General features: G+C 68.7%; 25 protein-coding genes. 13 read left to right on the forward strand and 12 right to left on the reverse strand.

What is annotated here, in order from left to right:
• Positions 1 to 106 precede the first annotated feature (106 nt).
• The 3 genes from ACU5E9_RS16960 to ACU5E9_RS16970 all read left to right on the forward strand — a co-directional run bounded on the left by ACU5E9_RS16960 (position 107) and on the right by ACU5E9_RS16970 (position 3569).
• Positions 107 to 871 carry an MIP/aquaporin family protein gene (locus ACU5E9_RS16960; RefSeq protein ID WP_456811066.1) on the forward strand — a complete coding sequence of 255 codons (765 nt, stop codon included), beginning with the start codon at positions 107 to 109 and terminating at the stop codon, positions 869 to 871.
• A 65-nt stretch (positions 872 to 936) separates the two neighbouring features.
• Complete coding sequence (glpK, locus tag ACU5E9_RS16965) at positions 937 to 2454, forward strand: glycerol kinase GlpK (RefSeq protein ID WP_456811067.1); 1518 nt, start codon at positions 937 to 939, stop codon at positions 2452 to 2454.
• 221 nt (positions 2455 to 2675) lie between these two features.
• Positions 2676 to 3569 (forward strand): DUF559 domain-containing protein, encoded by an 894-nt coding sequence (locus ACU5E9_RS16970; RefSeq protein WP_456811068.1) that lies wholly within the window; start codon positions 2676 to 2678, stop codon positions 3567 to 3569.
• Between the two features lie 142 nt (positions 3570 to 3711).
• On the opposite strand, the gene ACU5E9_RS16975 is transcribed toward ACU5E9_RS16970, so the two are convergent.
• The 10 genes from ACU5E9_RS16975 to ACU5E9_RS17020 form a co-directional block, all read right to left on the reverse strand.
• Positions 3712 to 4467 (reverse strand): HAD family hydrolase, encoded by a 756-nt coding sequence (locus ACU5E9_RS16975; protein WP_456811069.1) that lies wholly within the window; start codon positions 4465 to 4467, stop codon positions 3712 to 3714.
• A gap of 64 nt (positions 4468 to 4531) precedes the next feature.
• On the reverse strand, positions 4532 to 5134 hold the full coding sequence (locus ACU5E9_RS16980) for a GNAT family N-acetyltransferase (RefSeq protein WP_456811070.1): 603 nt from the start codon (positions 5132 to 5134) through the stop codon (positions 4532 to 4534).
• A gap of 28 nt (positions 5135 to 5162) precedes the next feature.
• A complete protein-coding gene (gene trpS / locus ACU5E9_RS16985; protein WP_456811071.1) occupies positions 5163 to 6167 on the reverse strand; it encodes a tryptophan--tRNA ligase in 1005 nt (334 codons plus the stop codon).
• Positions 6168 to 6217: 50 nt separating this feature from the next.
• Positions 6218 to 7075: an exodeoxyribonuclease III gene (locus tag ACU5E9_RS16990; RefSeq protein ID WP_456811072.1), complete on the reverse strand. Its 858-nt coding sequence runs from the start codon at positions 7073 to 7075 to the stop codon at positions 6218 to 6220.
• Positions 7076 to 7115: 40 nt separating this feature from the next.
• A complete protein-coding gene (locus ACU5E9_RS16995) occupies positions 7116 to 8189 on the reverse strand; it encodes a YihY/virulence factor BrkB family protein (RefSeq protein WP_456811073.1) in 1074 nt (357 codons plus the stop codon).
• Between the two features lie 91 nt (positions 8190 to 8280).
• The gene (locus tag ACU5E9_RS17000) at positions 8281 to 9042 is read right to left on the reverse strand and encodes a succinate dehydrogenase iron-sulfur subunit (RefSeq protein ID WP_456811074.1); all 762 of its coding nucleotides are present in this window, start codon (positions 9040 to 9042) and stop codon (positions 8281 to 8283) included.
• Entirely contained in the window at positions 9042 to 10838 is a 1797-nt protein-coding gene (gene sdhA / locus ACU5E9_RS17005) for a succinate dehydrogenase flavoprotein subunit (RefSeq protein WP_456811075.1), read from the reverse strand. Before sdhA ends, ACU5E9_RS17000 begins: the two co-directional genes overlap by 1 nt.
• A gap of 42 nt (positions 10839 to 10880) precedes the next feature.
• Complete coding sequence (locus ACU5E9_RS17010; RefSeq protein WP_456811076.1) at positions 10881 to 11333, reverse strand: succinate dehydrogenase hydrophobic membrane anchor subunit; 453 nt, start codon at positions 11331 to 11333, stop codon at positions 10881 to 10883.
• A gap of 12 nt (positions 11334 to 11345) precedes the next feature.
• Positions 11346 to 11759, reverse strand: coding sequence for a succinate dehydrogenase, cytochrome b556 subunit (gene sdhC, locus ACU5E9_RS17015; protein ID WP_456811077.1), 414 nt, complete (start codon positions 11757 to 11759; stop codon positions 11346 to 11348).
• Between the two features lie 177 nt (positions 11760 to 11936).
• Positions 11937 to 13091, reverse strand: coding sequence for a glycosyltransferase family 4 protein (locus tag ACU5E9_RS17020; protein WP_456811078.1), 1155 nt, complete (start codon positions 13089 to 13091; stop codon positions 11937 to 11939).
• Between the two features lie 78 nt (positions 13092 to 13169).
• Here ACU5E9_RS17020 and ACU5E9_RS17025 point away from each other — a divergent pair, with 78 nt between their 5' ends.
• The 7 genes from ACU5E9_RS17025 to ACU5E9_RS17055 all read left to right on the forward strand — a co-directional run bounded on the left by ACU5E9_RS17025 (position 13170) and on the right by ACU5E9_RS17055 (position 21582).
• Positions 13170 to 14291, forward strand: a complete 1122-nt coding sequence (locus tag ACU5E9_RS17025) for a mannose-1-phosphate guanylyltransferase (protein ID WP_456811079.1) — start codon at positions 13170 to 13172, stop codon at positions 14289 to 14291.
• Positions 14292 to 14498: 207 nt separating this feature from the next.
• On the forward strand, positions 14499 to 15599 hold the full coding sequence (locus ACU5E9_RS17030; protein ID WP_456811080.1) for a BMP family lipoprotein: 1101 nt from the start codon (positions 14499 to 14501) through the stop codon (positions 15597 to 15599).
• 157 nt (positions 15600 to 15756) lie between these two features.
• On the forward strand, positions 15757 to 17274 hold the full coding sequence (locus ACU5E9_RS17035; RefSeq protein ID WP_456811081.1) for an ABC transporter ATP-binding protein: 1518 nt from the start codon (positions 15757 to 15759) through the stop codon (positions 17272 to 17274).
• Complete coding sequence (locus ACU5E9_RS17040; protein ID WP_456811082.1) at positions 17271 to 18527, forward strand: ABC transporter permease; 1257 nt, start codon at positions 17271 to 17273, stop codon at positions 18525 to 18527. The genes ACU5E9_RS17035 and ACU5E9_RS17040 overlap by 4 nt, the downstream gene beginning before the upstream one ends.
• A complete protein-coding gene (locus ACU5E9_RS17045) occupies positions 18524 to 19822 on the forward strand; it encodes an ABC transporter permease (RefSeq protein WP_456811083.1) in 1299 nt (432 codons plus the stop codon). The genes ACU5E9_RS17040 and ACU5E9_RS17045 overlap by 4 nt, the downstream gene beginning before the upstream one ends.
• Before the next feature lie 11 nt (positions 19823 to 19833).
• On the forward strand, positions 19834 to 20268 hold the full coding sequence (locus tag ACU5E9_RS17050) for a cytidine deaminase (protein WP_456811084.1): 435 nt from the start codon (positions 19834 to 19836) through the stop codon (positions 20266 to 20268).
• Positions 20269 to 21582, forward strand: coding sequence for a thymidine phosphorylase (locus ACU5E9_RS17055; protein WP_456811085.1), 1314 nt, complete (start codon positions 20269 to 20271; stop codon positions 21580 to 21582).
• 167 nt (positions 21583 to 21749) lie between these two features.
• Here the strand turns inward: ACU5E9_RS17055 and ACU5E9_RS17060 are convergent, their stop codons facing one another.
• On the reverse strand, positions 21750 to 22679 hold the full coding sequence (locus ACU5E9_RS17060) for a hypothetical protein (RefSeq protein ID WP_456811086.1): 930 nt from the start codon (positions 22677 to 22679) through the stop codon (positions 21750 to 21752).
• A gap of 298 nt (positions 22680 to 22977) precedes the next feature.
• Here ACU5E9_RS17060 and ACU5E9_RS17065 point away from each other — a divergent pair, with 298 nt between their 5' ends.
• From ACU5E9_RS17065 to ACU5E9_RS17075, 3 genes are read left to right on the forward strand one after another with little or no spacing between them, the layout of a single operon-like run.
• The gene (locus tag ACU5E9_RS17065; RefSeq protein ID WP_456813564.1) at positions 22978 to 24072 is read left to right on the forward strand and encodes an adenosine deaminase; all 1095 of its coding nucleotides are present in this window, start codon (positions 22978 to 22980) and stop codon (positions 24070 to 24072) included.
• Between the two features lie 27 nt (positions 24073 to 24099).
• Positions 24100 to 24582, forward strand: a complete 483-nt coding sequence (locus ACU5E9_RS17070; protein WP_456811087.1) for a PTS sugar transporter subunit IIA — start codon at positions 24100 to 24102, stop codon at positions 24580 to 24582.
• Positions 24579 to 24851, forward strand: a complete 273-nt coding sequence (locus ACU5E9_RS17075; RefSeq protein WP_134452394.1) for a PTS sugar transporter subunit IIB — start codon at positions 24579 to 24581, stop codon at positions 24849 to 24851. Before ACU5E9_RS17070 ends, ACU5E9_RS17075 begins: the two co-directional genes overlap by 4 nt.
• Positions 24852 to 24896: 45 nt before the next feature.
• On the opposite strand, the gene ACU5E9_RS17080 is transcribed toward ACU5E9_RS17075, so the two are convergent.
• Positions 24897 to 26591, reverse strand: a complete 1695-nt coding sequence (locus ACU5E9_RS17080; protein ID WP_456813565.1) for a phospho-sugar mutase — start codon at positions 26589 to 26591, stop codon at positions 24897 to 24899.
• Positions 26592 to 26609 lie beyond the last annotated feature (18 nt).

Consider the following 26609-nt stretch of genomic DNA (forward strand, 5'->3'; position numbering starts at 1 on the left):
TCCTTTTTCGTGAGGGGGCGGAGGTTTCTCCGCTCCCCACTGCTGCACGACGCACGACGGTGCGCGCGGAATCTCCCGCGCGCGCCGAAAAACTCGAAAGGTCAATGTGGACAATCTCGGTGTTGTATTCCTCTCGGAGCTGGTGGGCACTGCCCTCCTGGTGCTCCTCGGCTGTGGCGTCGTCGCCAACGTCGCCCTCACGAAGAACAAGGGCTTCGGCGCCGGGTTCCTCATGGTCACGATCGGTTGGGGCCTCGCGGTCTTCGCCGGTGTGATCGTCTCCTACAACTCCGGCGCGCACCTGAACCCGGCGGTGACGCTGGGCCTCGTGGCCTCCGGAGCCACCGAGTTCGGCTCGGGCGTGCCGGTGAACGTGGTCTCGGTGCTCGTGTACATCCTCGCCCAGATGATCGGTGCCATCATCGGCGCCGTCGTGGTCTGGCTGGCGTACAAGCAGCACTTCGACCAGGAGCCGGAGCCGGCCAACAAGCTCGGCGTGTTCTCCACCGGTCCGGCCATCCGCTCGTACGGCTGGAACCTGGTCACCGAGATCATCGGCACCTTCGTGCTGGTGTTCGTGGTGATCGCGTTCGGCGGCGGCCGCCAGGGTGAGAACGGCGGCCTCGCCGCCCTCGGCGCCCTGCCGGTGGCGCTGCTGGTGATCGTGATCGGCACCTCGCTCGGCGGGCCAACCGGGTACGCCATCAACCCGGCCCGTGACCTCGGTCCGCGCATCGCCCACGCCCTGCTGCCGATCAAGGGCAAGCGCGGGTCGGACTGGTCGTACTCCTGGGTTCCCGTCGCCGGTCCGGTCATCGGCGGAGTGCTCGCCGGCTGGGCCTCGCTGGTGCTGCTGCCCATCCTCACCTGATCCCCCCGTTCCACCCGTTCCATCCCTCATCCTCAACAACCACGTCCCAACACAGGAGTTCCGACATGAGTGACAAGTACATCTTCGCCATCGACCAGGGCACCACCAGCACCAGGGCCATCATCTTCGACCACTCAGGGTCGATCGTCTCGACCGGCCAGCTCGAGCACGAGCAGATCTTCCCCCGTGCCGGCTGGGTCGAGCACGACCCGATGGAGATCTGGGGCAACACCCGCCAGGTCATCGGCCAGGCCCTGTCCAAGGCCAACCTCACCCGGCACGACATCGAGGCCGTCGGCATCACCAACCAGCGTGAGACCGCTGTGGTCTGGGACCGCACCACCGGCCTGCCGGTGTACAACGCCATCGTCTGGCAGGACACCCGCACCCAGTCGATCGTCGACCGGCTCGCGGCGGATGGCGGCGGCGACCGGTTCAAGCCCGTCGTCGGCCTGCCCCTGGCCACGTACTTCTCCGGCACCAAGATCGCCTGGATCCTGGAGAACGTCGACGGAGCCCGCGAAAAGGCCGAGGCCGGCGACCTGATGTTCGGCACCACCGACACCTGGGTGCTGTGGAACCTCACCGGCGGCCTCGAGGGCGGCGTTCACGCCACCGACGTCACCAACGCCAGCCGCACCCTGTTCATGAACCTCGAGACCCTCGAGTGGGACGACGAGATCCTCGGCATCTTCGGGGTGCCGCGGTCGATGATGCCCGAGATCCGCTCCTCCAGCGAGGTCTACGGCACCGTCAACGAGCACAGCCTGCTGCGCGAGGTGCCGATCGCCGGCATCCTCGGTGACCAGCAGGCCGCCACGTTCGGCCAGGCCGCGTTCGACCAGGGCGAGGCCAAGAACACGTACGGCACCGGTAACTTCCTGATCTTCAACACCGGCACCGAGATCATCCACTCCAAGAACGGCCTGCTCACCACGCTGGGCTACAAGCTCGGCGACGCCGAACCGCACTACGCCCTCGAGGGGTCCATCGCTGTCACCGGGTCGCTCATCCAGTGGCTGCGCGACAACCTCGGCCTGATCAACTCGGCCAGCGAGATCGAGACCCTCGCCGCAACGGTCGACGACAACGGCGGCGCCTACTTCGTGCCGGCGTTCAGCGGCCTGTTCGCCCCGTACTGGCGCTCGGATGCCCGTGGCGCGCTCGTCGGGCTCACCCGGTTCGTGAACAAGGGCCACATCGCCCGGGCGGCACTGGAAGCCATTGCGTTCCAGACCCGTGAGGTCATCGACGCGGTCAACGCCGATTCCGGTGTTCCGCTGACCGAGCTCAAGGTCGACGGCGGCGCCATCGGCAACAACCTGCTGCTGCAGTTCCAGGCCGACATCCTCGGCGTGCCCGTGGTGCGCCCGGTCGTCGCCGAGACCACCGCGCTCGGCGCCGCCTACGCGGCCGGCCTGGCCGTGGGCTTCTGGAGCGGCCTGGGCGAGCTGCGTGCCAACTGGCAGGAAGACGCCCGCTGGGAGCCCGACATGGAGGAAGCCGAGCGGGCCCGCCTGCTCCGCAACTGGAAGAAGGCCGTCACCAAGACCCTCGACTGGGTCGACGAAGACGTCCTCTAGCCCCGACTAGGGGTGTGGGAGCATAACTCCTGCTATTTTTCTGCCGGCCGGATGCCGGCCCCGGAATTCCGGGGCTGTGCATCCGGCCTGCGGTGTTTTGCAGGAGTTATGCCCGGGGCGGCACCTTTTGGGGAGTTGTGCACAGCGGATGCGGCTCGGGGGTTGTGCACAGTTGGGCGGTGACCTCGGCAGCGGATGCCCGGGTGCGGCACCGTTCCGCTATGGCCACCCCCGTGTACCTCGCGTTCCTGTTCGGCTCCCGCCGCATCATCCACCGCGTCGATCTGCGCCGCGGCGGTCTCAGTGGCACCGAGATCACGGAGGCGGTTCGGCGACAGGACATCATCCGGGTGCGACGCGATCACTACGCCCGGCCCAGCCTCGACCAGCACACCCTGGAAGCGGTCCGGGTGGGCGGCCGGTTGGCGTGCGTGTCGGCGGCCGCCGAGCTGGGGCTGTTCGCGTTCGACCACAGCCACACCCACCTGCACCTGGACCGGGAAGCCTCACGCCTCCGCAGCCCGCACACTCGGTTCCGGCCGCTCGCCGAACTCCCGCGTGACGGTGTGCAGTTGCACTGGTGGCCGCTCATCGATGCAGCCGACGGCAACGAGTTCTGCGTGGGCGTCAAAGACGCCTTGGTGCAGATCATCCGCTGCCAGGAACCACGTTTCGCCCTCGCCGCCCTGGACCTCGCGTTGCACGAGAGGCGGATCCGGCCTCGGGATCTCGACGCAATCTTTGCCAGCGTGCCCGTCGCTCACCAGTTCCTCCGCCCGCAAATCAACGCCAGGTCCGAGGCCGGCCAGGAGACCGTGATCCGGCAGCTGATCCTCGACGCCGGGCTGCGCTGTGAGATTCAGGTGTCGATCGACGGTGTCGGCCGGGTCGACCTGCTCGTCGAGGACTGCGTTGTGGTCGAAGCCGACAGCCAGGGCTTCCACAAGGAATGGGACCAGCACGTCCGGGACCGCACCCGCGACCTCCGACTGGCGGAGCGCGGCTACCTATCGCTGCGCGTGCTCTACCAGCACATCATGTTCGAGCCGGACACCGTGATCGCGGCCATCCGCCGCCTGGTCGACATCAGTCGCGCCGGCCGCCCGCTCAGCTGACCTCACCGCTCACCGCTGACAGCTCACCCCCACCACCGTCCAGTCGTGGCCACGCTGCATAACTCCTGCAGAATCCGGCGACGGATGCCGGGTGCCCCGGAATTCCGGGGCTGCCGGCGGTGCCCGCCGAAAATTGCAGGAGTTATGCCGCCCCACCCGGGGTGAGGGCGGCGGGCAGGGCGGTGAGGGCGGTGAGGCGGATGACGCCCAGGGCGCGGGCCTCGGCCCGGTCGGCCTCCGGGGGAGTGGGGCCTGCGGTGCCGACGCGGTCCAGCCAGACCCCGGTCAGTCCCGCGGCGGCGGCGCCGATCGCGTCCGTGCGCAGCCGGTCGCCCACGTAGACCGACCGGTGCGGGTCGGCGCCGAACAGGGCGCAGGCGTGCCGGAAGATCTCCGGCCGGGGCTTGCTCAGGCCGAATTCGGCCGAGGTCACCACATGCTCCATCCGGGCGTCCAGGCCCGTGTCGGCCAGCTTCACGCTCTGGTAGGCCAGCTCGCCGTTGGTGATCAGGCCGAATCGGACGCCGGGGATGCGCCGCGCCAACTCGTCCAGGCACGGCAGGGCGTCGTCGTGCAACTGCCAGTGCGCCCGGTAGTGCACGAAGTAGTCGTTGAACCAGGCGGTCGCCTCCGCCTCGGTGAGGTCCACCCCGTGCGCGGCGGCGAAGTCCCGGGCCCGGGCGCTGCGCTGGCCGGCGAAGTCGAGGTCCCCGGCGAGGTAGGCGTGGTAGTGCTGCTCCTCGAGCGCGTTCCACAGCCGCACCACGGAGTGCGGGTCGGCGGCCGCGCCCCGGCCGCCCTGCGCGGCGACGTGGCCGAGGATGCCGGCGGCCACGGCCTCCCGGTGCGCGAACAGGGTGTCGTCGAGGTCGAACAGCACCAGGGCCGGCGGCGTCACACCCGCCTCATCCGTCACAGCAGCCCCAGCGGCCACAGGAGCGCGCAGGCGTCGTCGGCGGCCCTCACGCGGCCATCACCTCGGCCGGCCAGCCCGGGCGCGGTGAGCGGTCGTCGGTGGCGTGCAGGATGCCGTGCCACGACAGCGGATGCGACCCGTCCCGGTAGGCCGGTCGGGAGGGCGCCTGGGCGGTGAAGCTGAATCCGGCCTTGCGGGCGGCGCGGGCCGAGCCGAGGTTGCCGGCCACGCACTCCCAGTGCACGGCGTCCAGCAGGTCGGTCGTGAACGCCCAGTCCAGTACCAGTCGTTGCGCCTCCACCATCAGGCCCTGCCCACGGTGCGGGGCGCCGAGCCAGAAGCCGATCGAGCCGGTGCGGGGGCCGGTGCCCGTCGCGCGGCGGGGCGGCGGGCTGAGGCTGATCACCCCGAGGAGCTCCGGCGCGGACGCCGCCCGCACCGCCCAGGTGTACTCGGTGTCGGCCGCCCAGCCGGCCGGCACGTGACCGGAGATGAAACCGGTCGCATCGTCCATCCGGTACGGCCAGGGCAGCGCGGCCAGGTACCCCTCGAAGACCGGATCCTGGCAGTACTCGAAGACCAGGCCGGCGTCCTCCGGGCTCGGCTGGTCGAGGCGCAGCCGTGGCGACGACAACTCAACGGGTCGCATCAGTGCCCTCCACCGGTGTATCGGTCAGCTAGCGGCGCGCCAGGAAGCCCATGCGCTCGAACGCGCTGGCCAGGGTGACGTCGGCCACCGCGGCGGCCCGGTCGGCGTTGCCGGCGAGGATCCGGTCCAGCTCGGCCGGGTCGTCGAGCAGTTCGAGCGTTCGCCCCCGGATCGCGCCGAAGGTCTCGGTGACCACCTCGGCCAGGCCCTTCTTGAAGTCGCCGTACCCCTTGCCGGCGTACTCGTCCTCGAGCGACTGGATCGACCGCTCCGCCATCACCGAGTAAATGGTGAGCAGGTTGGCCACGCCGGGCTTGTTCTCCCTGTCGAAGACAACGCCGCCCTCGGCGTCGGTGACGGCGCGCATGATCTTCTTCGCGGTCACCTTCGGCTCGTCGAGCATCCAGATCACCCCGGCGTGCGACTCGGCCGACTTCGACATCTTCGAGGTGGGGTTCTGCAGGTCGTAGATCTTCGCGGTGTCGCGGATGATCGACGCCTCCGGCACCGTGAAGGTGTCGCCGAAGCGCGAGTTGAACCGGGCGGCCAGGTCGCGGGTGAGCTCGACGTGCTGGCGCTGGTCCTCGCCGACCGGCACGATCTCGGTCTGGAACAGCAGGATGTCCGCCGCCATCAGCACCGGGTAGGCGAACAGGCCCACCGTGGTGGCGTCCGCGCCCTGCTTCTGCGACTTGTCCTTGAACTGGGTCATCCGGCTGGCCTCACCGAAACCGGTGAGGGTGTTCAGCGCCCAGGCCAGCTGCGCGTGCGCGGCCACGTGCGACTGCACGTACAGGGTCGACTCGGCCGGGTCGATGCCCGCGGCGATGTACTGCGCGGCGGTGGCGCGGGTGTTCTCGCGCAGCTTCGCCGGGTCCTGCGCCACGGTGATGGCGTGCAGGTCCACGATCGAGAAGAACGCGTCGTGGGTCTGCTGCAGTTTCTTCCAGTTCAGCAGCGCACCGATGTAGTTGCCGATCTGCAGGGAGTCGGCGGAGGGCTGCATGCCGGAGTAGAGGCGGGTCTTGGTCATCAGAGAAGTCTTTTCGTCGAAAGCAAAGCCGCGCAAGGCGGGAGGGAGGGTCAGATGGCGTAGTCGACGACCACGGGAGCGTGATCGCTCCAGCGCTGGTCGTAGGCATCCGCCCGGTCGACTGTGTAGTTGACGACGGATGCCGCCAGTGCGGGCGTCGCGAGCTGGTAGTCGATGCGCCACCCGGTGTCGTTGTCGAACGCCTGGCCGCGCCAGGACCACCAGGTGAACGGTCCGTCCACTTCGCCGGCGGCCTTGCGGCCGATGTCGACCCAGCCCAGGCCCGCGCCGTTGTTGTAGTCGGCGTCGCCCTCGGCGCCGACGATCCGGTCGAAGTAGGCGCGTTCCTCGGGCAGGAAGCCGGCCCGCTTCACGTTGCCCTTCCAGTTCTTGATGTCGAACTTGCGGTGCCCCACGTTGAGGTCGCCGAGCACGACGACCCGGTCGCTGTGCGCGGCGAGCTCGGGAAGGCGGGTGAGCATGGAGTCGAGGAAGGTGAACTTCTCGACCTGCTTGGGGGTGTCCACCTCGCCGGAGTGCACGTAGGTGCTCACCACGGTGACGATGGTGCCGTTGACCTCGTAGTCGGCTTCGAGCCAGCGGCCGGCGCTGTCAAAGTCGGGGTGGCCCAGCTCGACCCGGTGGATCGAGGCGCTCTTCCGGCTGGCGATGGCCACTCCGGCGCGGCCCTTGGCGGAGGCGGCGTCGTGCAGGATGTTCCAGTCCGGGCCGAGCAGTCCCTCGATGTCCTCGGTCGACGCGCGCACCTCCTGGACCGCGAGGATGTCGACGTCGCGGGTGGCGAGCCAGTCGCCCATGCCCTTGCGGAACGCCGCCCGGATGCCGTTGGTGTTGATGCTGGCGATGCGAAGCGGCTGGGTGGTCTCTGATGCGGGAGAAGACGGCATGGGCCGATTCTACCGAGTGCCGCCGACGCCGGCCGGGGCGTCAGCGGTCGGCGGGGTCTTTGACGCCGTACTTCTCGGCCCGCTGCTGGGCCTTCCGCAGTCGCCGGTTGCTGCCGGGGCGTTGCAACCAGGTTGCGCCGTCCCGCGCCAGCCGGGCCTGCCGCAGTTCCACCGTGGCGGCCAGGCGCAGCGCCTCGGCCTCCTTCTCCTCTTCCAGCTTCTTCGCGTCGTCCGCGCTCAGGCTGGACGGCGGGATGCCGGCATCCAGCATGCCGACAGCGATCCAGGATGCCGAGATCAGGGTGACCGTGGAGGTGAGGTTGAACCAGATCAGCAGACCGATGATCACCGCGAAGCCGGCCAGCAGCGGGTTCTTCGCCGCGCCGCCGAGCAGGGCGGCGCCGAGAACCTTGAGCACGCCGAGGGCCACCGCTCCCAGCAGCGAGCCGACGAGCAGGCGGCGGAACGGAATCCGCACGTGAGAGAGCACCCGGAACAGGGCGGCCAGGGTGATGGTGTCGATGAGCAGCACGATGAGCAGTCCGACGGCCTGGCTCGACGCGATGAACCAGAACGAGTCGGCGCCCTGCCCGAACAGGCCGAGGAACCCGCGCAACAGTTCGGTGCTCACGATGGAGATGACCGCGGAGAGCACCAGGGCCAGCCCGAAGAGCAGGCCGAGGCCGAGCTCGCGCAGTTTCACCAGCACGAAGAAGGTGGTCTCCTGACCCATCCCGAAGATGCCGCGCACCGCCTGGGAGGTGGTGTTCAACCAGCCGAGCGTGGTGGCGAGCAAGCCCACCAGCGCGATCGCGCTGGCCCAGGTGAGGGCGCCGGTGTTGCCGAGGGTGGCCGGGTCGACCACCCCACCCTTTTCAATCAGCCCGGGAACGGACTGGTTGATGATCACGAACAGCTGGTCCATCAGGGCAGGATTGCTCGCCAGCCAGATCCCGGCGACCGAGAACACCAGCCAAAGTGCGGCGAAGATCGCGAAGATCGCCTGGTAGGCCATGCCCGCGGCGAGCACCGGCCCGCGGCTCTGGCCGAAATGGGTGTACACCCGCACCGGCCGGGACTCCATGACACGCTTGACGAGCTCGCCGATCTTCATCCGCCCAGCCTAGCCAGCGCGCACGGCCGCCCAGGGCGGTTAACGACGAACGGCGGCCCGGAGGCCGCCGTTCGTTAGGAGTCCGTAAGGGTTACGGCTTGCCACGCATGATGGCCTGCTTGACCTCGGCGATGGCCTGGGTCACCTGGATGCCACGGGGGCACGCCTCGGTGCAGTTGAAGGTCGTGCGGCAGCGCCACACGCCTTCCTTGTCGTTGAGGATGTCGAGGCGCACGGCGGCGTTCTCGTCGCGGGAGTCGAAGATGAACCGGTGCGCGTTCACGATCGCGGCCGGGCCGAAGTACTGCCCGTCGGTCCAGAAGACCGGGCAGCTCGACGTGCACGCGGCGCAGAGGATGCACTTGGTGGTGTCATCGAAGCGCTCACGCTGGGCGACGGTCTGGATGCGCTCCTTGCCGTCCTTGGGCGTGTTCTGCGCCATCAGGAACGGCTGCACCTCGCGGAAGGACGCGAAGAACGGCTCCATGTCCACGATCAGGTCCTTCTCCAGCGGCAGGCCCTTGATGGCCTCCACCGTCACCGGCTTGGTGATGTCGAGGTCCTTGATCAGGGTCTTGCAGGCCAGCCGGTTCCGGCCGTTGATGCGCATCGCATCCGACCCGCAGATGCCGTGCGCGCAGGAGCGGCGGAAGCTCAAGCTGCCGTCCTGCTCCCACTTGATCTTGTGCAGGGCGTCCAGGATGCGGTCCGTCGCGTACATCTGAACGTCGTAGTTCTCCCAGTGCGGGTCTTCGTCGGTCTCCGGGTTGAACCGGCGCACCGAGAGGGTGACCGTGAACGACTGGATCTCTTCGGGAACGGCCGGGGGGCTCTCGAGGGTGGGGGTGCTCACTAGTACTTCCTCTCCATCGGCTGGTAGCGCGTAATGGTCACGGGCTTCCAGTCGAGCGAAATGTGGTCGGCGGCATCCGCCGACAGGGCGTCGCCCGACAGGTAGGCCATGGTGTGCTGCAGGTAGTTCACGTCGTCGCGGAGCGGGAAGTCGTCGCGCATGTGACCGCCGCGGCTTTCCTTGCGGTTGCGGGCGGAGTACACGACCACCTCGGCCAGGTCGAGCAGGAAGCCCAGCTCAACGGCCTCGAGCAGGTCGGTGTTGAACCGGCGGCCCTTGTCCTGCACGCCGATGTTCTTGTAGCGCTCGCGCAGGGTGTGGATGGTCTCCGTCACCTCGCGCAGCGACTCGTCGGTGCGGAACACCTGGGCCTTGGCGTCCATGACCTCCTGCAGCTCACGGCGGAGCACGGCGATGCGCTCGGTGCCGGTGGAGGTGCGGATGGTGGCGAGCAGTTCGCGCACGAACTTGGCCGGGTCCTCCGGCAGCGGTACGAACTCGGCGGTCTTGACGTACTCGACGGCGTTGTTGCCGGCGCGCTTGCCGAACACGTTGATGTCCAGCAGCGAGTTGGTGCCGAGCCGGTTGGAGCCGTGCACCGAGACGCAGGCGCATTCGCCGGCGGCGTAGAGGCCGGGCACGACGGTGGTGTTGTCGCGCAGCACCTCCGCCTTGACGTTGGTGGGGATGCCGCCCATCGCGTAGTGCGCGGTCGGCATCACGGGCACCGGTTCGGTGACCGGGTCGACGCCGAGGTAGGTGCGGGCGAACTCGGTGATGTCGGGCAGCTTGGTCTCGAGTACCTCGGCGCCCAGGTGGGTGCAGTCCAGGTAGACGTAGTCCTTGTTGGGGCCGGCGCCACGGCCTTCCGCGACCTCCTTGACCATGCAGCGGGCCACGATGTCACGCGGGGCGAGGTCCTTGATGGTGGGCGCGTAACGCTCCATGAAGCGTTCGCCGGAGGCGTTCCGGAGGATCGCGCCCTCACCGCGGGCGCCCTCGGTGAGGAGGATGCCGAGGCCGGCGAGGCCGGTCGGGTGGAACTGGAAGAACTCCATGTCCTCCAGCGGCAGGCCCTTCCGCCAGATGATGCCGACGCCGTCACCGGTGAGGGTGTGCGCGTTGGAGGTCGTCTTGTAGATCTTGCCGAACCCGCCGGTGGCGAAGATGAACGCCTTGCCGGAGAAGACGTGCAGCTCACCCGAGGCGAGGTCGTAGGCGACCACGCCGGAGGGCTGGTCGACGCCGTCGACGTTCGTCATGATCAGGTCGAGCACGTAGAACTCGTTGAAGAAGTTGATGCCGCGCTTGACGCAGTTCTGGTACAGCGTCTGCAGGATCATGTGGCCGGTGCGGTCGGCGGCGTAGCAGGCCCGGCGCACCGGGCTCTTGCCGTGGTCGCGGGTGTGGCCGCCGAAGCGGCGCTGGTCGATCTTGCCCTCGGGGGTGCGGTTGAACGGCAGGCCCATGTTCTCGAGGTCGATGACCGCGTCGATGGCTTCCTTGGCGAGGATTTCGGCCGCGTCCTGGTCGACGAGGTAGTCGCCGCCCTTGACGGTGTCGAAGGTGTGCCACTCCCAGTTGTCTTCCTCCACGTTCGCGAGGGCGGCGGCCATGCCGCCCTGCGCCGCACCGGTGTGCGAGCGGGTGGGGTAGAGCTTGGAGATCACGGCGGTGGATGCGTTCGGGCCGGCCTCGATGGCGGCGCGCATGCCCGCCCCTCCCGCTCCGATGATCACGATGTCGAACTGGTGGTAGTGCACCCCGTCGACGATGGTGGAAGCGGGATTGGTCACTGGTGCATCCGTCATGAAAGTTTTTGCAGCTCCTCGAAGGGCCTAAAGGGCCTGGCAGAAAGTGGGCAGAAGGTCGGCGGGCTGGCCGGCCGGGCAGGCGTCGAAGGTGAACACCACGAGCGTGCCGAGCACGATCAGGATGACCACCGCGGCGAGGATCGCCGATTTGAGGATGCCGCGGGCGACGCGCGTCGTGGCGTAGTCGTTCACGAGGGTGCGCATGCCGTTGCCGCCGTGGATCAGGGCGAGCCAGAGCATCGCCACATCCCACCACTGCCAGAACGGGTTGGCCAGCTTGCCGGAGACGAACGCGAAGTTGAGGGCGGAGACGCCCTCGCCCACCATCAGGTTCACGAACAGGTGGCCGAAGATGAGCACCACCAGCACGATGCCGGAGACGCGCATGTAGATCCAGCCCCACTTCTCCCAGTTCACACCGTTCTTACGCGGGGCGCGGGAGTAGGGGCTGCGGGGGGCGGCGAGTGTCGAGGTCATGATCCGGCCCTCCTAGTGGCTGAAGACGTTGATCAGGTGCCGGGGCACGAATCCGAGCATCGTGACGACCCAGAGGCCGATGACGACATAGAACAGCACTCGCTGGTGCTTGGCGTTCCAGAAGTCGATCGCGATGATGCGCAGGCCGTTGAAGGCGTGGAACACGATGGCGCCGACCAGTGCAACCTCACCGAGGCCCATGATGGGCGTCTGGTACTGGCTGATCACCGCGTTGTACGCCTCGGGGCTCACCCGCACGAGCGCGGTGTCGAGGATGTGCACCAGGAGGAAGAAGAAGATCGCGACCCCGGTGATGCGGTGCAGCACCCAGGACCACATGCCCTCGCGGCCACGGTAGAGCGTTCCGGCCGGGCGACGTGACGTCGTCCTCCGCTGAGCTGTCAGGGTCCCTGCCGATTTTGGCATGACCAACCCTCCCTGGCTGAGTCGCGACCCCTGCTGAACGAGGCGTCATCGTTGAACAAACACGTTCGTCTATTGTATGTCTCGACGACGACATAAGCCGGTTAGGGCTGCCTTACCACCTGATGACGGGTGGGAAGCCAGAGGCTTAAGGCCCGGATGCCCGGTAAGCGGATGCCGTCACCGTCGCTGCGCGAACGGGACGAGGGTCTCGGCCCGGCGGGAGAGCCCCTCGTCGATGACCAGTTGGTAGTAGTCGAAGAGGGTGGCGCACACGTTCTCCCAGCTGCGGCCGAGCACCGCGCGCCGGCCGGCCTCACCCATCCGGTGCCGGAGTGGCGCATCGGCCACGAGCGCGGCCACGTGCCGGCGCAGGTCGCGGTCGTCGTCGGGGGTGAAGAGGAACCCGGTGACGCCGTGCTCGACCAGGTCGATCGGGCCGCCGGCGCGCGGCGCCACCACGGGCAACCCGGCGGCGTGCGCCTCCTGCAGGGTCTGCCCGAAGGTCTCCTCCGTGCCGGCGTGCAGGAACACGTCGAAGCTGGCGTACGCCGCCGCGAGGTCGGCGCCGGCCAGCCGGCCGAGCCAGGTGACCGGCAGGCCGGCCAACGCCCGGGCGACCAGGGGAGTGGACGGTCCGTCGCCGACCAGGGCGATGCTGATGCCGGCGACGCCGCGCAGCGCCCGGAACCGCTCCACCTGCTTCTCGGGGGCGATCCGGCCCACGTAGCCGATCACCACCTCGCCGTTCGGGGCGAGCCGGTCGTGGAGCGCCACGGCCCGCGGATCGCGCCGGTTGTTCGGGTGGTAGCCGTCCAGGTCCACACCCCGGGTCCAGCGGTCCAGCCGCTGCACGCCGATGCGGCGGAGGTCGCTCATCGAGCTTGTGGAGGGCACCAGGGTGAGGTCGGCGCCGTCGTGCACCCACTTCACGAACCGCCAGGCCAGCCGGCTGGCCTGGCCGAGGCGGTTGCGCTGGGCGTAGCCGGCCACATCCGTCTGGAACACCGCCACGCTCGGCACGCCGAGGCGCCGGGCGGCCGCGATGCCCTGGGCGCCGAGGAGGAACGGCGACGCCGCGTGCAGCACGTCCGGCTGGAACTCGGCGAGCAGCCCGAGCACCCGCGGATTGGGCAGCCCCACCGGGAATTGCCGGTAGGACAGCGCCGGTACGGTGTGCACCGGAAACCCGGCGTACCGGGCCGGGGCGCCGGACGGGGCGATCACCAGGGCGTCGTGCCCCTGGCGGCGCAGCTCGTCGAGCACCTTGCAGACACTCGTGGTGACCCCACTGATGGTGGGGAGGAAGCTTTCGCTGACGACGGCAACCCTCATGGCGCCAGAGTAGGCAGCGCGGGAAACAGCCCGGTGAACCCTTCATGAACAGGGCCCCCGGACCGGTAGTCTGGCGCAATGTCCCACTCCAGTGATGCCCTCTCCCGCTTCTACAGTGTGATCCCCGCCGGCGGGATCGGCTCTAGGCTCTGGCCGCTGTCCCGCGCGGACGCGCCCAAGTTCCTGCACGACCTCACCGGCAGCGGCCAGACCCTGCTGCGCGCCACCTGGGACCGCCTCGCACCGCTCTGCGGCGACCAGCGCATCATGGTCGTCACCGGCCGCGCGCACCGCGCCGCCGTGGAGGAGCAGCTGCCCGAGCTGGCCGACCTGAACGTGGTGCTCGAGAGCGAACCGCGCGACTCCTCGGCCGCGATCGGCCTCGCCGCCGCGATCCTCGAGCGCCGCGAGCCCGGTGTGATCATCGGCTCCTTCGCCGCCGACCACGTGATCAAGGGGCCCGCCGCCTTCCGCCAGGCCGTCGTCGAGGCCGTCGCGGCCGCCGACACCGGACTCATCGTCACCATCGGCATCCAGCCCACCGAACCGGCGATCGGGTTCGGCTACATCAAGACCGGCGGGGACCTCAACATCGACGGCGCCCCGAGCGCCCAGTCGGTCAACTCCTTCGTGGAGAAGCCCAGCATCGCCACCGCCAAGCGGTACCTCTCCAGCGGCCAGTACCTCTGGAACGCCGGCATGTTCATCGCCCGCGCCGACCGGCTGCTCGAGGAGATCGGTGCCTCGGAGCCCGAACTGCTCGCAGGTCTCCTCGAACTCGCCGAGGCCTGGGACACCCCGAACCGGGGAGCCGTCGTCGACCAGGTCTGGCCCAAGCTCAAGAAGATCGCCATCGACTACTCGGTGGCCGAGCCTGCCGCGGCCAAGGGCAAGCTCGCCGTCATCCCCGGCCAGTTCGACTGGGATGACGTCGGAGACTTCGCGTCCATCGCCAAGATCCACGCCAACGGGCGGAAGCGCGACCTGGCGATCCTCGGCGAGGGCGCCCGGGTGCTCGCCGACTCGTCCAGCGGCATCGTCGTCAGCCACACCAAGCGCATGATCGCGCTGATCGGCGTCGAGGACATCGTCGTGGTCGACACCCCGGATGCGCTGCTGGTGACCACCAGCGCGAACGCCCAGAAGGTCAAGGCCGTCGTCGACGCGCTGCGGCTGTCCGGCAGCTCCGACGTCCTGTAACCCCTGCCGGGGTCCCGGCGCGAGACTTCCTCAGGAATGACCCGGTTAGATGACCATTTGTGTCGGCCGGATTTCCGAAATGTCGCGGCTTGATAACCATTTGGCTACAGTGTCGCTTTGCTCATCTGAGCAGGGGTCTTCTGGGTAACGTGTAAGCCATATAGCAGCCCGCGCGATCCCACGCCGGGCCTCATCTGGAGGTCAATCTTGACAATCACGACCCGCAAGGCAACGCTCGGCGGCCTTGCCTCTCTCGGCGTTCTCGCTCTGCTCGCGGCGTGTGCGCCGGCCCCCACCGAAGATGGCGCCGGCGATGCCGCGGCTGCGGACTTCCTGCCCTGCATCGTCTCCGACTTCGGTGGCTTCGACGACAAGTCCTTCAACCAGTCCAGCTTCGAGGGCATCTCCAACGCCTCCGACGAGCTCGGTGTCGAATTCAAGCAGGCCGAGTCCACCTCCGAGGACCAGTACGCCGGCAACGTGACCAGCATGGTCGACCAGGGCTGCGACTTCATCCTGACCGTCGGTTTCGCCCTGGCCAACGCCACCCGCGACGCCGCGCAGGCCAACCCCGACACCAAGTTCGCGATCATCGACTCCGCGCTCTCCAACGATGACTTCAGCCCGCTGACGCTCGACAACGTCAAGCCGGTCCTCTACGACACCGCGCAGGCCGCCTTCCTGGCCGGCTACCTCGCCGCAGGCACCACCAAGACCGGCACCGTCGGCACCTTCGGTGGCATGCAGTACCCGTCCGTCACCATCTTCATGGACGGTTTCGCCGACGGCATCGCGTACTACAACACCGAAAAGGGCGCCGACGTCCAGCTCAGCGGCTGGAACAAGGAATCCCAGGAGGGCCTGTTCGCCGGTGGCTTCGACGACATCAACCAGGGCAAGACCCTCAGCCAGGGCCTGATCGACGCCGGCGCCGACATCATCCTCCCGGTTGCCGGACCGCTCTTCCAGGGCACCGCGCAGGCCATCAACGAGTCCGGCAAGGACGTCGCCATCGTCGGTGTCGACAGCGACCTGTTCGAGACCACGCCCGAGTTCAGCGCGCTGTACCTCACCTCGGTCATGAAGTCGATGACCGACGCCACCGACCAGATCATCACCGACGCTGCTGCTGACGACTTCTCCTCCGACCCGTACGTGGGCACCCTGGAGAACGAGGGTGTCGGCCTGGCGCCGCTGCACGACTGGGAGTCCAAGGTCGACCCGGCCCTGGTCACCGAGCTCGACGCGCTCAAGGAGCAGATCATCAGCGGCGACATCGTCGTGACGAGCGAAGCGACGCCGAAGTAACACCCAGTTCAACCGGCATTACCGTTTAGAACGACCGCCCGTCAGGGCACCGGGGAGGTCAGCATCACGCTGGCCTCCCCGTTTCGTTGCGTGGTCTGTTCCGCCGGATGCCCGTCCCCGGCCCCCGCCGGAGCGCACCTCAATAGAATCGAAGACTATGAAGCTCGAACTTCGCGGCATTACGAAGAGATTCGGTGCCCTTGTTGCCAATGACGACATCAACCTCACCGTGGAGCCGGGCGAGATCCACGCCCTGCTCGGCGAGAACGGAGCCGGGAAATCAACGTTGATGAACGTGCTCTACGGCCTCTACCGGGCCGAGGAGGGCGACATCCTGCTCGACGGTGTGCCGCAGCACTTCGCCGGCCCCGGTGACGCGATGGCCGCCGGCATCGGCATGGTGCACCAGCACTTCATGCTCATCCCGGTGTTCACCGTCGCCGAGAACGTGATGCTCGGCCACGAGGAAACCAAGGCCGGCGGTCGCCTCGACCTCGCCGCCGCCCGCGTGCGGGTGAAGGAGATCTCCGAGCGGTTCGGGTTCGACGTCGACCCCGACGCCCTGGTCGAGAACCTGCCCGTGGGTGTGCAGCAGCGGGTGGAGATCATCAAGGCGCTCTCCCGCGACGCGAAGGTGCTCGTCTTCGATGAACCGACCGCCGTGCTCACCCCGCAGGAAACCGACGAGCTGATGGCCATCATGCGTCAGCTCAAGGCCAGCGGCACCTCCATCGTCTTCATCACCCACAAACTCCGCGAAGTGCGCGAGGTCGCCGACCGCATCACTGTCATCCGGCTCGGCAAGGTCGTCGGCGAGGCGTCGCCGACCGCGAACAACGCCGAGCTGGCGACCCTGATGGTTGGTCGCGCCGTCGACCTCACCGTGGACAAGGCCCCGGCCACGCCCGGCGCCGCTGCGCTCGTCGTGACGAACCTCACCGTCGTCGACCCCCGCGGCCAGGTCCTCGTCAACGACGTCAGCTTCGACGTCAAGGCGGGCGAGATCCTCGCCATCGCCGGCGTGCAGGGCAACGGCCAGACCGAACTCACCGAGGCGCTGATGGGCCTGCAGCCCCGGGTGCTCGGCGAGATCACCCTGGACGGGCAGTCCCTCCGCGGCCACTCCGTGCGGCAGGTGCTCGACGCCGGTGTCGGGTTCATCCCCGAGGATCGCAACCGGGACGGCCTCGTCGCCGGGTTCACCATCGCCGAGAACCTCATGCTCGACCGCTCCAACAAGCTCCCGTTCGTCAAACGGTTCAACCTGCAGCTGAGCTACCTCGCCGACTTCGCCCGCACCAAGGTGAAGGAATTCGACGTGCGCTCGCAGGGGATCGAAACCCCCGTCGGCCGGCTCTCCGGCGGCAACCAGCAGAAGGTCGTGCTCGCCCGCGAACTCAGCCGTGACCTGCGGTTGTTCGTCGCGGCGCAGCCCACCCGCGGCCTGGACGTCGGCTCGATCGAGTTCGTGCACGAACAAATCGTCGCCACCCGGGATGCCGGCACCCCGGTGATCGTGATCTCCACCGAACTCGACGAGGTCGCCGCCCTCGCCGACCGGATCATGGTGATGTACCGCGGACGCATCGTGGGCATCGTGCCCGGCGACACCCCCCGATCCGTTCTGGGTCTGATGATGGCGGGCGAAACCCCCGCAGAAGGAGCCGCAGCATGAGCGCCGCTCAGCCCACCACGCCCACGTCGCCGACACCGCCGACCGAGCCGTCCCGGTGGCATGGGATCTTCCGCGAGATCACCACCGGCAACGCGATCATCTCCGTGCTCGCGGTGGTCCTCGCCCTGCTCGTCGGCGCGGTGATGATCGCCTTCACCAACGAAACCGTGCAGGAGACCGCCGGGTACTTCTTCTCCCGGCCCGGAGACATGCTCGCCGCCGTCTGGGATGCCGTCGCCGGCGCCTACTCCGCCCTGTTCCAGGGGTCGGTGTACAACTTCCGCCGGCCCAGCTTCGCCGACGGCATCAGGCCGCTCACCGAGACCCTCACCTACGCCACCCCGCTGATCGCGGCCGGCCTCGGTGTCGCGCTCGGCTTCCGGGTGGGCCTGTTCAACATCGGCGGCCGCGGGCAGATGCTCATCGCCGCCACCCTCGGCGGCTGGGTCGCCTTCGCGGTCGAGCTGCCGGCCGGCATCCACATGGTCGCCGCGCTCGTCGCCGGCGTGATCGGCGGCGCCCTCTGGGGCGGCCTGGTCGGCCTGCTCAAGGCCCGTACCGGCGCGCACGAGGTGATCACCACGATCATGCTCAACTACGTCGCGTTCTACCTGGTCAGCTTCCTGCTGCGCGACGGGTTCCTGAAGACCCCCGGGTCGAACAACCCGAAGAGCCCCGCCACGAAGGACACCGCGGTCTTCTTCGACCTGCTCGGCCCGAACTACAACCTGCACTTCGGGTTCCTGCTCGTCATCGCGGCCACGATCTTCACCTGGTGGCTGCTCGGCCGCTCCAACCTGGGCTTCAAGTTCCGCGCCGTCGGCGAGAACCCGAACGCCGCCAGGGTCGCCGGCATCAGCGTGCAGCGGATGTACGTCTACGCGATGCTCTTCTCCGGCGGGCTCGTCGGCCTGGCCGGCATCAACCAGGTGCTCGGCACCACCACCAGCGGCTTCGGCGCCGGCATCGACTCCGGCATCGGCTTCGACGCCATCACCGTCGCGCTGCTAGGCCGGTCCAAGCCGTGGGGCGTGTTCGCCGCCGGGATCCTGTTCGGCGCGTTCAAGGCCGGCAGCTTCTCGATGCAGGCCGCGGAGGGTGTGCCCATCGACATCGTCCTCGTCGTGCAGTCCCTGATCGTGCTCTTCATCGCCGCGCCGCCGCTGGTGCGCGCGATCTTCCGGCTCCCGGCCCCCGGGGCCCCCCGCCGCAAACCGGTACCGAACGTGACCCAGGAGGTGGCGGCGAAATGAGCACCATCGCTCCCGTGAACCAGCCCACGCAGCCGCACGAGCCCAACGAGGGCCCGGCGACGACCGTGATCAAGAGCTGGAAGGTGCCGATCGTGCTCGGCGTCTTCACCGTGCTCGGCTTCCTGCTGCTGGTGGTGTTCGGCCGCTCCGGCACCAGCACCATGGCCCTGTCCACCTCCAGCGACCTGCTGCAGCTGCCCGACGTGCTGCTGCCCACCCGCGCCACCGGCGTCGTGATCAGCGTGCTGCTGGCCGCCATCACCGCGGTGAGCGCCTGGATGGTGCAGACCTACCGCAAGGTTCCGCTCTGGCTGATCGCGGTGTTCGCGTTCCTGCTCCTGGTCGGGTTCCTGGCCTGGGCATCCGCCGGCGAACGCATCCCGGTGCCCGGCCTGCTGTTCGGCTCGCTGAGCCTGGCCGTGCCGTTGATCTTCGGTGCGCTCGGCGGGGTCATCTCCGAACGGGTCGGCGTGGTCAACGTCGCCATCGAGGGCCAGCTGCTGGCCGGCGCGTTCACCTCCGCGATCGTCGCGTCGGTCACCCAGCAGCCGCTGCTGGGCCTGGTCGCCGCAATGGTGGCCGGCGTGCTGGTCTCGTTCGTGCTCGCGGCGTTCTCGATCAAGTACTTCGTCGACCAGGTCATCGTCGGTGTGGTGCTCAACGTGCTCGTCACCGGCCTCACCGGGTTCCTGTTCTCGCAGGTGCTCGCGCCGAACGCGGCGCTGCTCAACCAGCCGCCCAAGTTCGAGCGCATCAACATCCCGCTGCTCAGCGAGATCCCGATCATCGGGGCGGTGTTCTTCCGCCAGACCCTGATCGTGTACATCATGTACATCGCCGTGGCCGCCGTGTACTTCGGCATCTTCCACACCAAGTGGGGGCTGCGCCTCCGCGCCGTGGGGGAGCACCCGCAGGCCGCGGACACCGTGGGCATCAACGTCACCGGCACCCGGTTCTGGAACGTGTCGCTCGCCGGCGCCGTCGCCGGCCTCGGCGGGGCGTACTTCACCCTCGGGTCGGTGGGAGCGTTCGGTAAGGAGATGACCGCAGGCGCCGGGTTCATCGCCCTCGCCGCGGTGATCTTCGGCCGGTGGGACCCGATCCGGGCGACGCTGGCGGCGTTGCTGTTCGGCTTCGCCAGCAACCTGCAGAACGTGCTGAGCATCATCGGTTCGCCGGTGCCCAGCGAGTTCATGCTGATGCTGCCCTACCTGGTCACCATCTTCGCCGTGGCAGGCCTGGTGGGCCAGTCGCGGGGCCCGGCGGCATCCGGCAAGCCCTACATAAAATCGTGACGGAGAACACAGTGACCGACTCGACCGTGACCCCCACTTCCGGCGACATCGACTGGGGCCAGCTGCGCACCGCGGCGGCCGAAGCGATGACGCACGCCTACGTGCCGTACTCGAAGTTCCCCGTCGGGGCGGCCGCCCTGGTCACCGACGGCCGGGTGATCAGCGGCTGCAACGTGGAGAACGCCTCCTACGGGCTCACCCTCTGCGCCGAGTGCGCGCTGGTGTCGGTGCTGCACCTCACCGGTGGCGGCCAGCTCGTGGCGTTCTCCTGCGTCGACGGCAACGGCAACACGCTGATGCCGTGCGGCCGCTGTCGCCAACTGCTCTACGAACACTCAGCACCAGGCATGCTGTTGGAGACCGTCTCCGGCGTGCGCACCATCGACGAGGTCCTGCCGGACGCCTTCGGGCCCCGGCAGCTCGCCGCCTATCGGGAAGATTCCTAAATGAGCACCACCGGCCGCACCATTGAAGCATTCGACGCCGTCGACCTGATCCACGCCAAGCGGGACAAGAGCGAGCTGTCCACGCCGCAGATCGACTGGCTGATCGACGCGTACACCCGCGGTTACGTCGGCGACGAGCAGATGGCCGCCATGACCATGGCGATCTTCCTCAACGGCATGACCCGCCGGGAGATCCGCGACCTGACCATGGCGATGATCAACTCGGGCGAGCGGATGAGCTTTGACGGGCTCGGCAAGCGCACCACCGATAAGCACTCCACCGGCGGTGTCGGCGACAAGATCACCCTGCCGCTGATGCCCCTCGTCGCGGTCTTCGGCGCCGCCGTGCCGCAGCTCTCCGGCCGTGGCCTCGGCCACACCGGCGGCACCTTGGACAAGCTCGAGTCCATCCCGGGCTGGCGTGCGAACCTCAGCAACGAGGAGATGTTCGCCCAGCTGCAGGATGTCGGCGGCGTCATCTGCGCCGCCGGCAGCGGCCTGGCCCCGGCCGACGGCAAGCTCTACGCCCTCCGCGACATCACCGGCACCGTCGAGGCGATCCCGCTGATCGCGTCGTCGATCATGTCGAAGAAGATCGCCGAGGGCACCAGCGCGCTCGTGCTCGACGTCAAGTTCGGCTCCGGCGCGTTCCTGAAGGACATCGAACGCTCCCGTGAACTGGCCCGCACCATGGTCGCGCTCGGTGAGGACGCCGGGGTGGCCACATCCGCCCTGCTCACCAACATGAACGTGCCGCTCGGCCTGGCCATCGGCAATGCCAACGAGGTGCGCGAGTCGCTCGAGGTGCTCGCCGGCGGCGGCCCCGCCGACGTGGTGGAGCTCACCGTTGCCCTCGCCCGGGAGATGCTCGCCCTGGCCGGCCAGCCCGACGTGGACGTGGAGGCGGCCCTGAAGGACGGCCGCGCCATGGACAAGTGGAATGCCGTCATTCGCGCGCAGGGCGGCGACGCGACTGCAGCGATGCCCGTGGCGAAGGAGACCCACACCGTGCTCGCCGACCGCGACGGTGTGCTCGTCGAGCAGCAGGCGCTGCCGTTCGGCATCGGTGCCTGGCGCCTGGGCGCGGGCCGCGCCCGCAAGCAGGACCCGGTGCAGCACGCCGCGGGCATCGACCTGCACGCCAAGCCCGGCGACACCGTCCGCCGCGGCGAGCCCCTGTTCACCCTGAGCGCCGACGAGCCCGAGCGCTTCGCGCGGGCTCTCGAGGCCGTCGAGGGCGCCTGGCGCATCGGCGACCCCGGCGACCCCATCCTCGACGGCGGCCCACTGATCGCCGAGCGCATCACCAACTAGCCCGCCCGCCCGCTCCAGCCCGGCAGCCCGCCCGCTCCCGGAGCAGCGCCGCTGACTTGCCACTTGAGGCCCCTTCGCCCACCGCGAGGGGGCCTCAACTGGCATCTCATCTGACCGACCCGCGGTGAGTTGCCAGTTCGTGCCCCTCCGTGCGTCTCGAGAGGGCGTCAAGTGGCAAGTCGGTTCACGATGTAATCGGGTTGCCAGCCGCGAGAGCGCAGCGCATCGTCCAAACGGGCAAGTATTTCCGACGTCGGGGTGTCCTTCAGCACGCGGATGACTCGCCAACCGTCTGCCATCACGTCGTCCAGGCGTTCCAGGTCGCGCGCGTACTGGGCGTCGTCGGTTCGATGCTGCTCGCCGTCGTACTCGAGCAGCACGCGATACTTTTCGTAGACCAGGTCGCCGCGCACTCTCTTGCGCCCCGGCCGCAGGGGGAGGTACACGTTGGTCTCGGGCTCGGGGAAACCCGCACGAATGATCAGTAGCCGCAGCCGAGTTTCCTGCCGTGACTCCACCCGGGGGCGCACCCACAGCAAGGCCTGCCTCAGCCGTTGTGTTCCGCGATTCCCGAACCGCTCGGTGACGGCACTCGTGAGGTCCATCAGCGTCGCGGGCGGACGAAGCGAGCCGAGCAGATAGTCACCAGCGGCGATGAGGTCGTCCAGGCCAAGGGTGATCGCGAGGTCGCACCAGGTTGTGACGGGTGAGGATATGGCGAGCCCGTCGCTGATCCACAGCTCGGGTCGCACGGTCGCGGTATGGCCGATGACGCCGTTCATCCGTGGCGCTCGGTCAGGTGCCACGGCGCTGATATGCAGAGCAGTGTCCCGCGTTGCACGTTGCGGCAGAGGAATCCCAAGCAGTTGCGCGGCCGTAGTGTGGCTGAAGAACTGGCCGGCTGGCATCCGGGCGGCGTAGGCCCGCGCTAGCGCGCTGATCTCGCGATCGGTGCCGCCTGACGCCCGCACGCCGCGAAACGGTATCTCGAGATCCTGGGCACGCGTGCGCTTCGGACTGACGCCCGCGGCCCGGGCATCGGCCACGGTGAAACCGTCAAGGTCGAGGCTTCGGGGAAGCTCTGATCGCTTGCGCATACCGGTACCGTGCCAGCTTTCGCTTCGGCGCGTCACAGTTATCCACCGCGCACGCCCGCAGTGAGTTGCCAGTTGACGCCCATACCGGGACTCTGAGGGGGCGCGAAGTGGCAACTCACCGGGAGGTGCAGCGACGAGTTGCCAGTTGGCGCCCATTGGGTGGCGCTGAGGGGGCGCAAAGTGGCAACTCAGATGGATGCGGTCGGCATGGGAGCGAGGGCGGATGCGGGGGCATCGGGTGCGCGCAGCGTGGGCGCGATAGATTGGGTGAGTGAATACGAGCTCTGAGGAATACCTGATGCCCGGCAGCGGCGTCAGCATCAACACCCTGCCCAAGGTGTCCCTGCACGACCACCTCGACGGCGGCCTGCGGCCGGCCACGATCATCGAGCTGGCCGAGGCGATCGGGCTGGACCTGCCCGTGTCGACCGAGCCCGACCTGGCCGACTGGTTCGTCAGCCAGGCCACCTCCGGTTCGCTCGTCGATTACATCAAGACCTTCGAGATCACCGTCGCCGTCATGCAGACCCACGACGCCCTCGTGCGCGTCGCCCGCGAATTCGTCGAGGACCTCGCCCTCGACGGCGTCATCTACGCCGAGGTGCGCTGGGCCCCCGAGCAGCACACCAGCGCCGGCCTCAGCCTCGACCAGGCCGTCGACGCCGTGCAGGAGGGTATCGAGGCGGGCATCGACCGGGTCGCCCAGGCCGGCATCAGCATCAAGGTCGGCCAGCTGATCACTGCGATGCGGCACGCCGACCGGTCCCTCGAGATCGCCGAACTCGCCGTACGGCACCGCGACCTCGGCGTCGTCGGCTTCGACATCGCCGGCCCGGAGGAGGGCTTCCCCGCGGGCAAGCACCGCGTGGCCTTCGACTACCTGGCCGAGAACCTCTTCCCCGTCACCGTGCACGCCGGCGAGGCCGACGGCCTGGACAGCATCCGCGGGGCCCTGAAAGACGGCCGCGCGCTGCGCCTCGGACACGGCGTGCGCCTGGCCGAGGACATCGAAATCGGCCGCGAAGACCAGGACAACACCTACGTCACCCTCGGCCCGCTCGCCCAGTGGGTGCGCGACCGGGAGATCCCGCTCGAGCTCAGCCCGTCGTCGAACCTGCAGACCGGCGCCATCGCCGCCTGGGGCGACGACATCCTCGACCACCCGTTCGACCTGCTCTACCAGCTCGGCTTCCGCGTCACCGTCAACACCGACAACCGGCTGATGAGCGGCACCTCGCTCAGCCGCGAGCTGGCCCTGTTGACGGATGCGTTCGGCTACGACCTCGACGACCTCGAGGCGCTGCAGCTGAACGCGGCGTCCAGTGCCTTCCTGCCGCTGGAAGAGCGCGAAGAACTCGCCGACGCCATCGTCGCCGGTTTCGCCGACGCCTAGGCCACCCACCCCAACCCGAAAGCAGCCATGTCGCTTCCCCCGCTTCCCCTCGCCGCCATCGATGTCGGCGTACACGTCCCGGACTGGCGGGCCGCCATCGGCGCCGCGGGTGCGGCGTTGGAGAGGTCGGGCTCCACCGCTCCCGGCTACACCGAGCGCATGGTCGCCGTGATCGAGGAATTCGGCGCCTACGTCGTGATCGCGCCCGGGCTGGCCCTTGCGCACGCCCGGCCCGGCCCCGACGTGCTCACCGAGGGCCTGAGCGTGGTCACCCTGGCCGAACCGGTGCCATTCGGGCACCCGCACAACGACCCAGTCAACGTGGTCCTTGGCCTGGCGGTCACGACCGGTGACGAGCACGTGCACTTCGTGGCCGAGCTCGCCAACGTGTTCAATGATTCGAGCATCATTCCGGCGCTGGCAGCGGCACCGGACGCAGCAACCGTCCGCTCACTCCTGGGCATTGCGGCACCAACCGGCGAAGACGCCAGCACGGAGGAAACAAAATGAAGATCGTCGCACTGTGTGGAGTGGGCATCGGAACGTCCGCGATCCTCAAGGTCAACGCCGAACGCGCCCTCGAACGCCTGGACATCGAAGCCGATGTCACCGCGGCCGACATCGCGAGCGTGAAACTGGCCGCCGCCGACGCACAGGTCATCCTGACCTCGTCGGAGCTGGTGCCGTCGATCGGTAAGACCAACGCCGACGTCATTGTGATCGACAACTTCTTCGACCTCGACGAACTCACCGCCAAGCTCGAGATCGCGCTCGGCTAGACGACGTCAGCGGATGCCCGGCCCGGGCATCCGCCGCACCATCGATCAGCCGATCAGCGCGCGCATGCCCCGGTCGAGGTCGGCGAGGGCAGCGGTCGCGGCCTCCCTTCGGTCGGCGAGGGTGCCCACGGTGCTGTGCGTGTCCAGGTACACCTTGAGCTTGGGTTCGGTGCCGCTGGGCCGCACCATCACCCGGGAGTCGTCGGCGAGCACGATCCGCAGCACGTCGCTCGGCGGCAGGCCGTTGAAGCCGGCGGAGAGGTCGTCGATGTGGTCGACGCGGATGCTGCCGATCATCGCCGGCGGGCTCTCCCGCAGGCGGCTCATCACCCGGTCGATCTCGGTGAGGTCGGTGACCCGCACCGAGATCTGGCTGGATGCGAAGAAGCCGAACTTCTCCGCGAACGCGTCCAGGTGCGCGGCGATCGTGGACCCGTCGGCCTTGAGCTCGCTCGCCAGGGACAGTAGCGCGACGGCGGCGGAGATGCCGTCCTTGTCGCGCACGGTGCCCGGGTTGACGAGGTAGCCCAGGGCCTCCTCGAAACCGAAGATCAGGCCGGGGGCGCGGGAGACCCACTTGAACCCGGTCAGGGTGTCGGCGAAGTTCAACCCGTACGCGTCGGCGACGGCCTTGAGTGCCGGCGTGGACACGATGGAGCAGGCGAGAGTACCGTCCGGGCCGCCGTCGCCGGGCGCATTGGCCGCCAGTTCCGCGGCGCGCCAGCCGAGGATGGCGCCGACCTCGTTGCCGCTGAGGCGACGGTAGCCGGATGCCTCGGTGGCGTCGGGGATGGCGATGGCGAGCCGGTCGGCATCCGGGTCGTTCGCGATGATCAGCTCGGCGTCCACCTCGCGCGCGGTCTCGTAGGCGAGGTCCATCGCGCCGGGTTCCTCGGGGTTCGGGAACGCGACGGTGGGGAAAGCCGAATCGGGGGCGATCTGTGCGTCGACGAGGGTCGGCAGGGCGAACCCGGCGGCGTCGAGCACGCGGCGGGTGGTGTCCCAGCCCACACCGTGCAGCGCCGTGTAGACCGTGTTGACCTGGGCGCGCGGCGCGCCACCGACGGCGGCGGTCGCATCCACGTAGGCCTGCACGACGGACTCCGGGGCGGTCTCATAGGCGGCGCGCGGCAGCTCGGTGACCAGGAGGGTGTCGGCGACCCGCTGGATCTCGGCGGCGATGGCGACGTCGTCGGGGGAGACGATCTGCGAACCTTCGTCGTCGTCACCGAGGTACACCTTGTACCCGTTGTCGTTGGGCGGGTTGTGCGACGCGGTGACCATCACACCGGCGCTGACGCCCAGGTGGCGTACCGCGAAGGCCAGCACCGGGGTGGGCAGCAGGCGGGGGAGGAGCACGGCGCGCACGCCGGCGCCGGCCATGATCGACGCGGTGTCGGTGGCGAACACGTGCGAGTTGCGGCGGCCGTCGTAACCGATCACGACCGAGGGGATGCTGCCGGGTCGGCTGGCTGCGGCGTCTGAGAGCAGGAACGCGGCCAGCCCGGCGGCGGCCTGGCCGACGAGGACCCGGTTCATCCGGTTCGAGCCGGCGGCGATGGCGCCGCGAAGGCCGGCGGTGCCGAAGGCGAGGCGCTCGTCGAAGCGGGAGTGCAGGTCGGCAACGGCGGCCGGGTCGCGGTCCTGGGCCTGCTGGATCAGCAGGCGCAGTTCTGCGCGGGTCTCCGGGTCCGGGTCCTGGGCGAGCCAGGCGGTGGCGGTCACGAGCAGCGCATTCACCGGGTCGGTCGCGGTGGT

It is taken from the genome of Cryobacterium sp. AP23 (assembly GCF_054075385.1).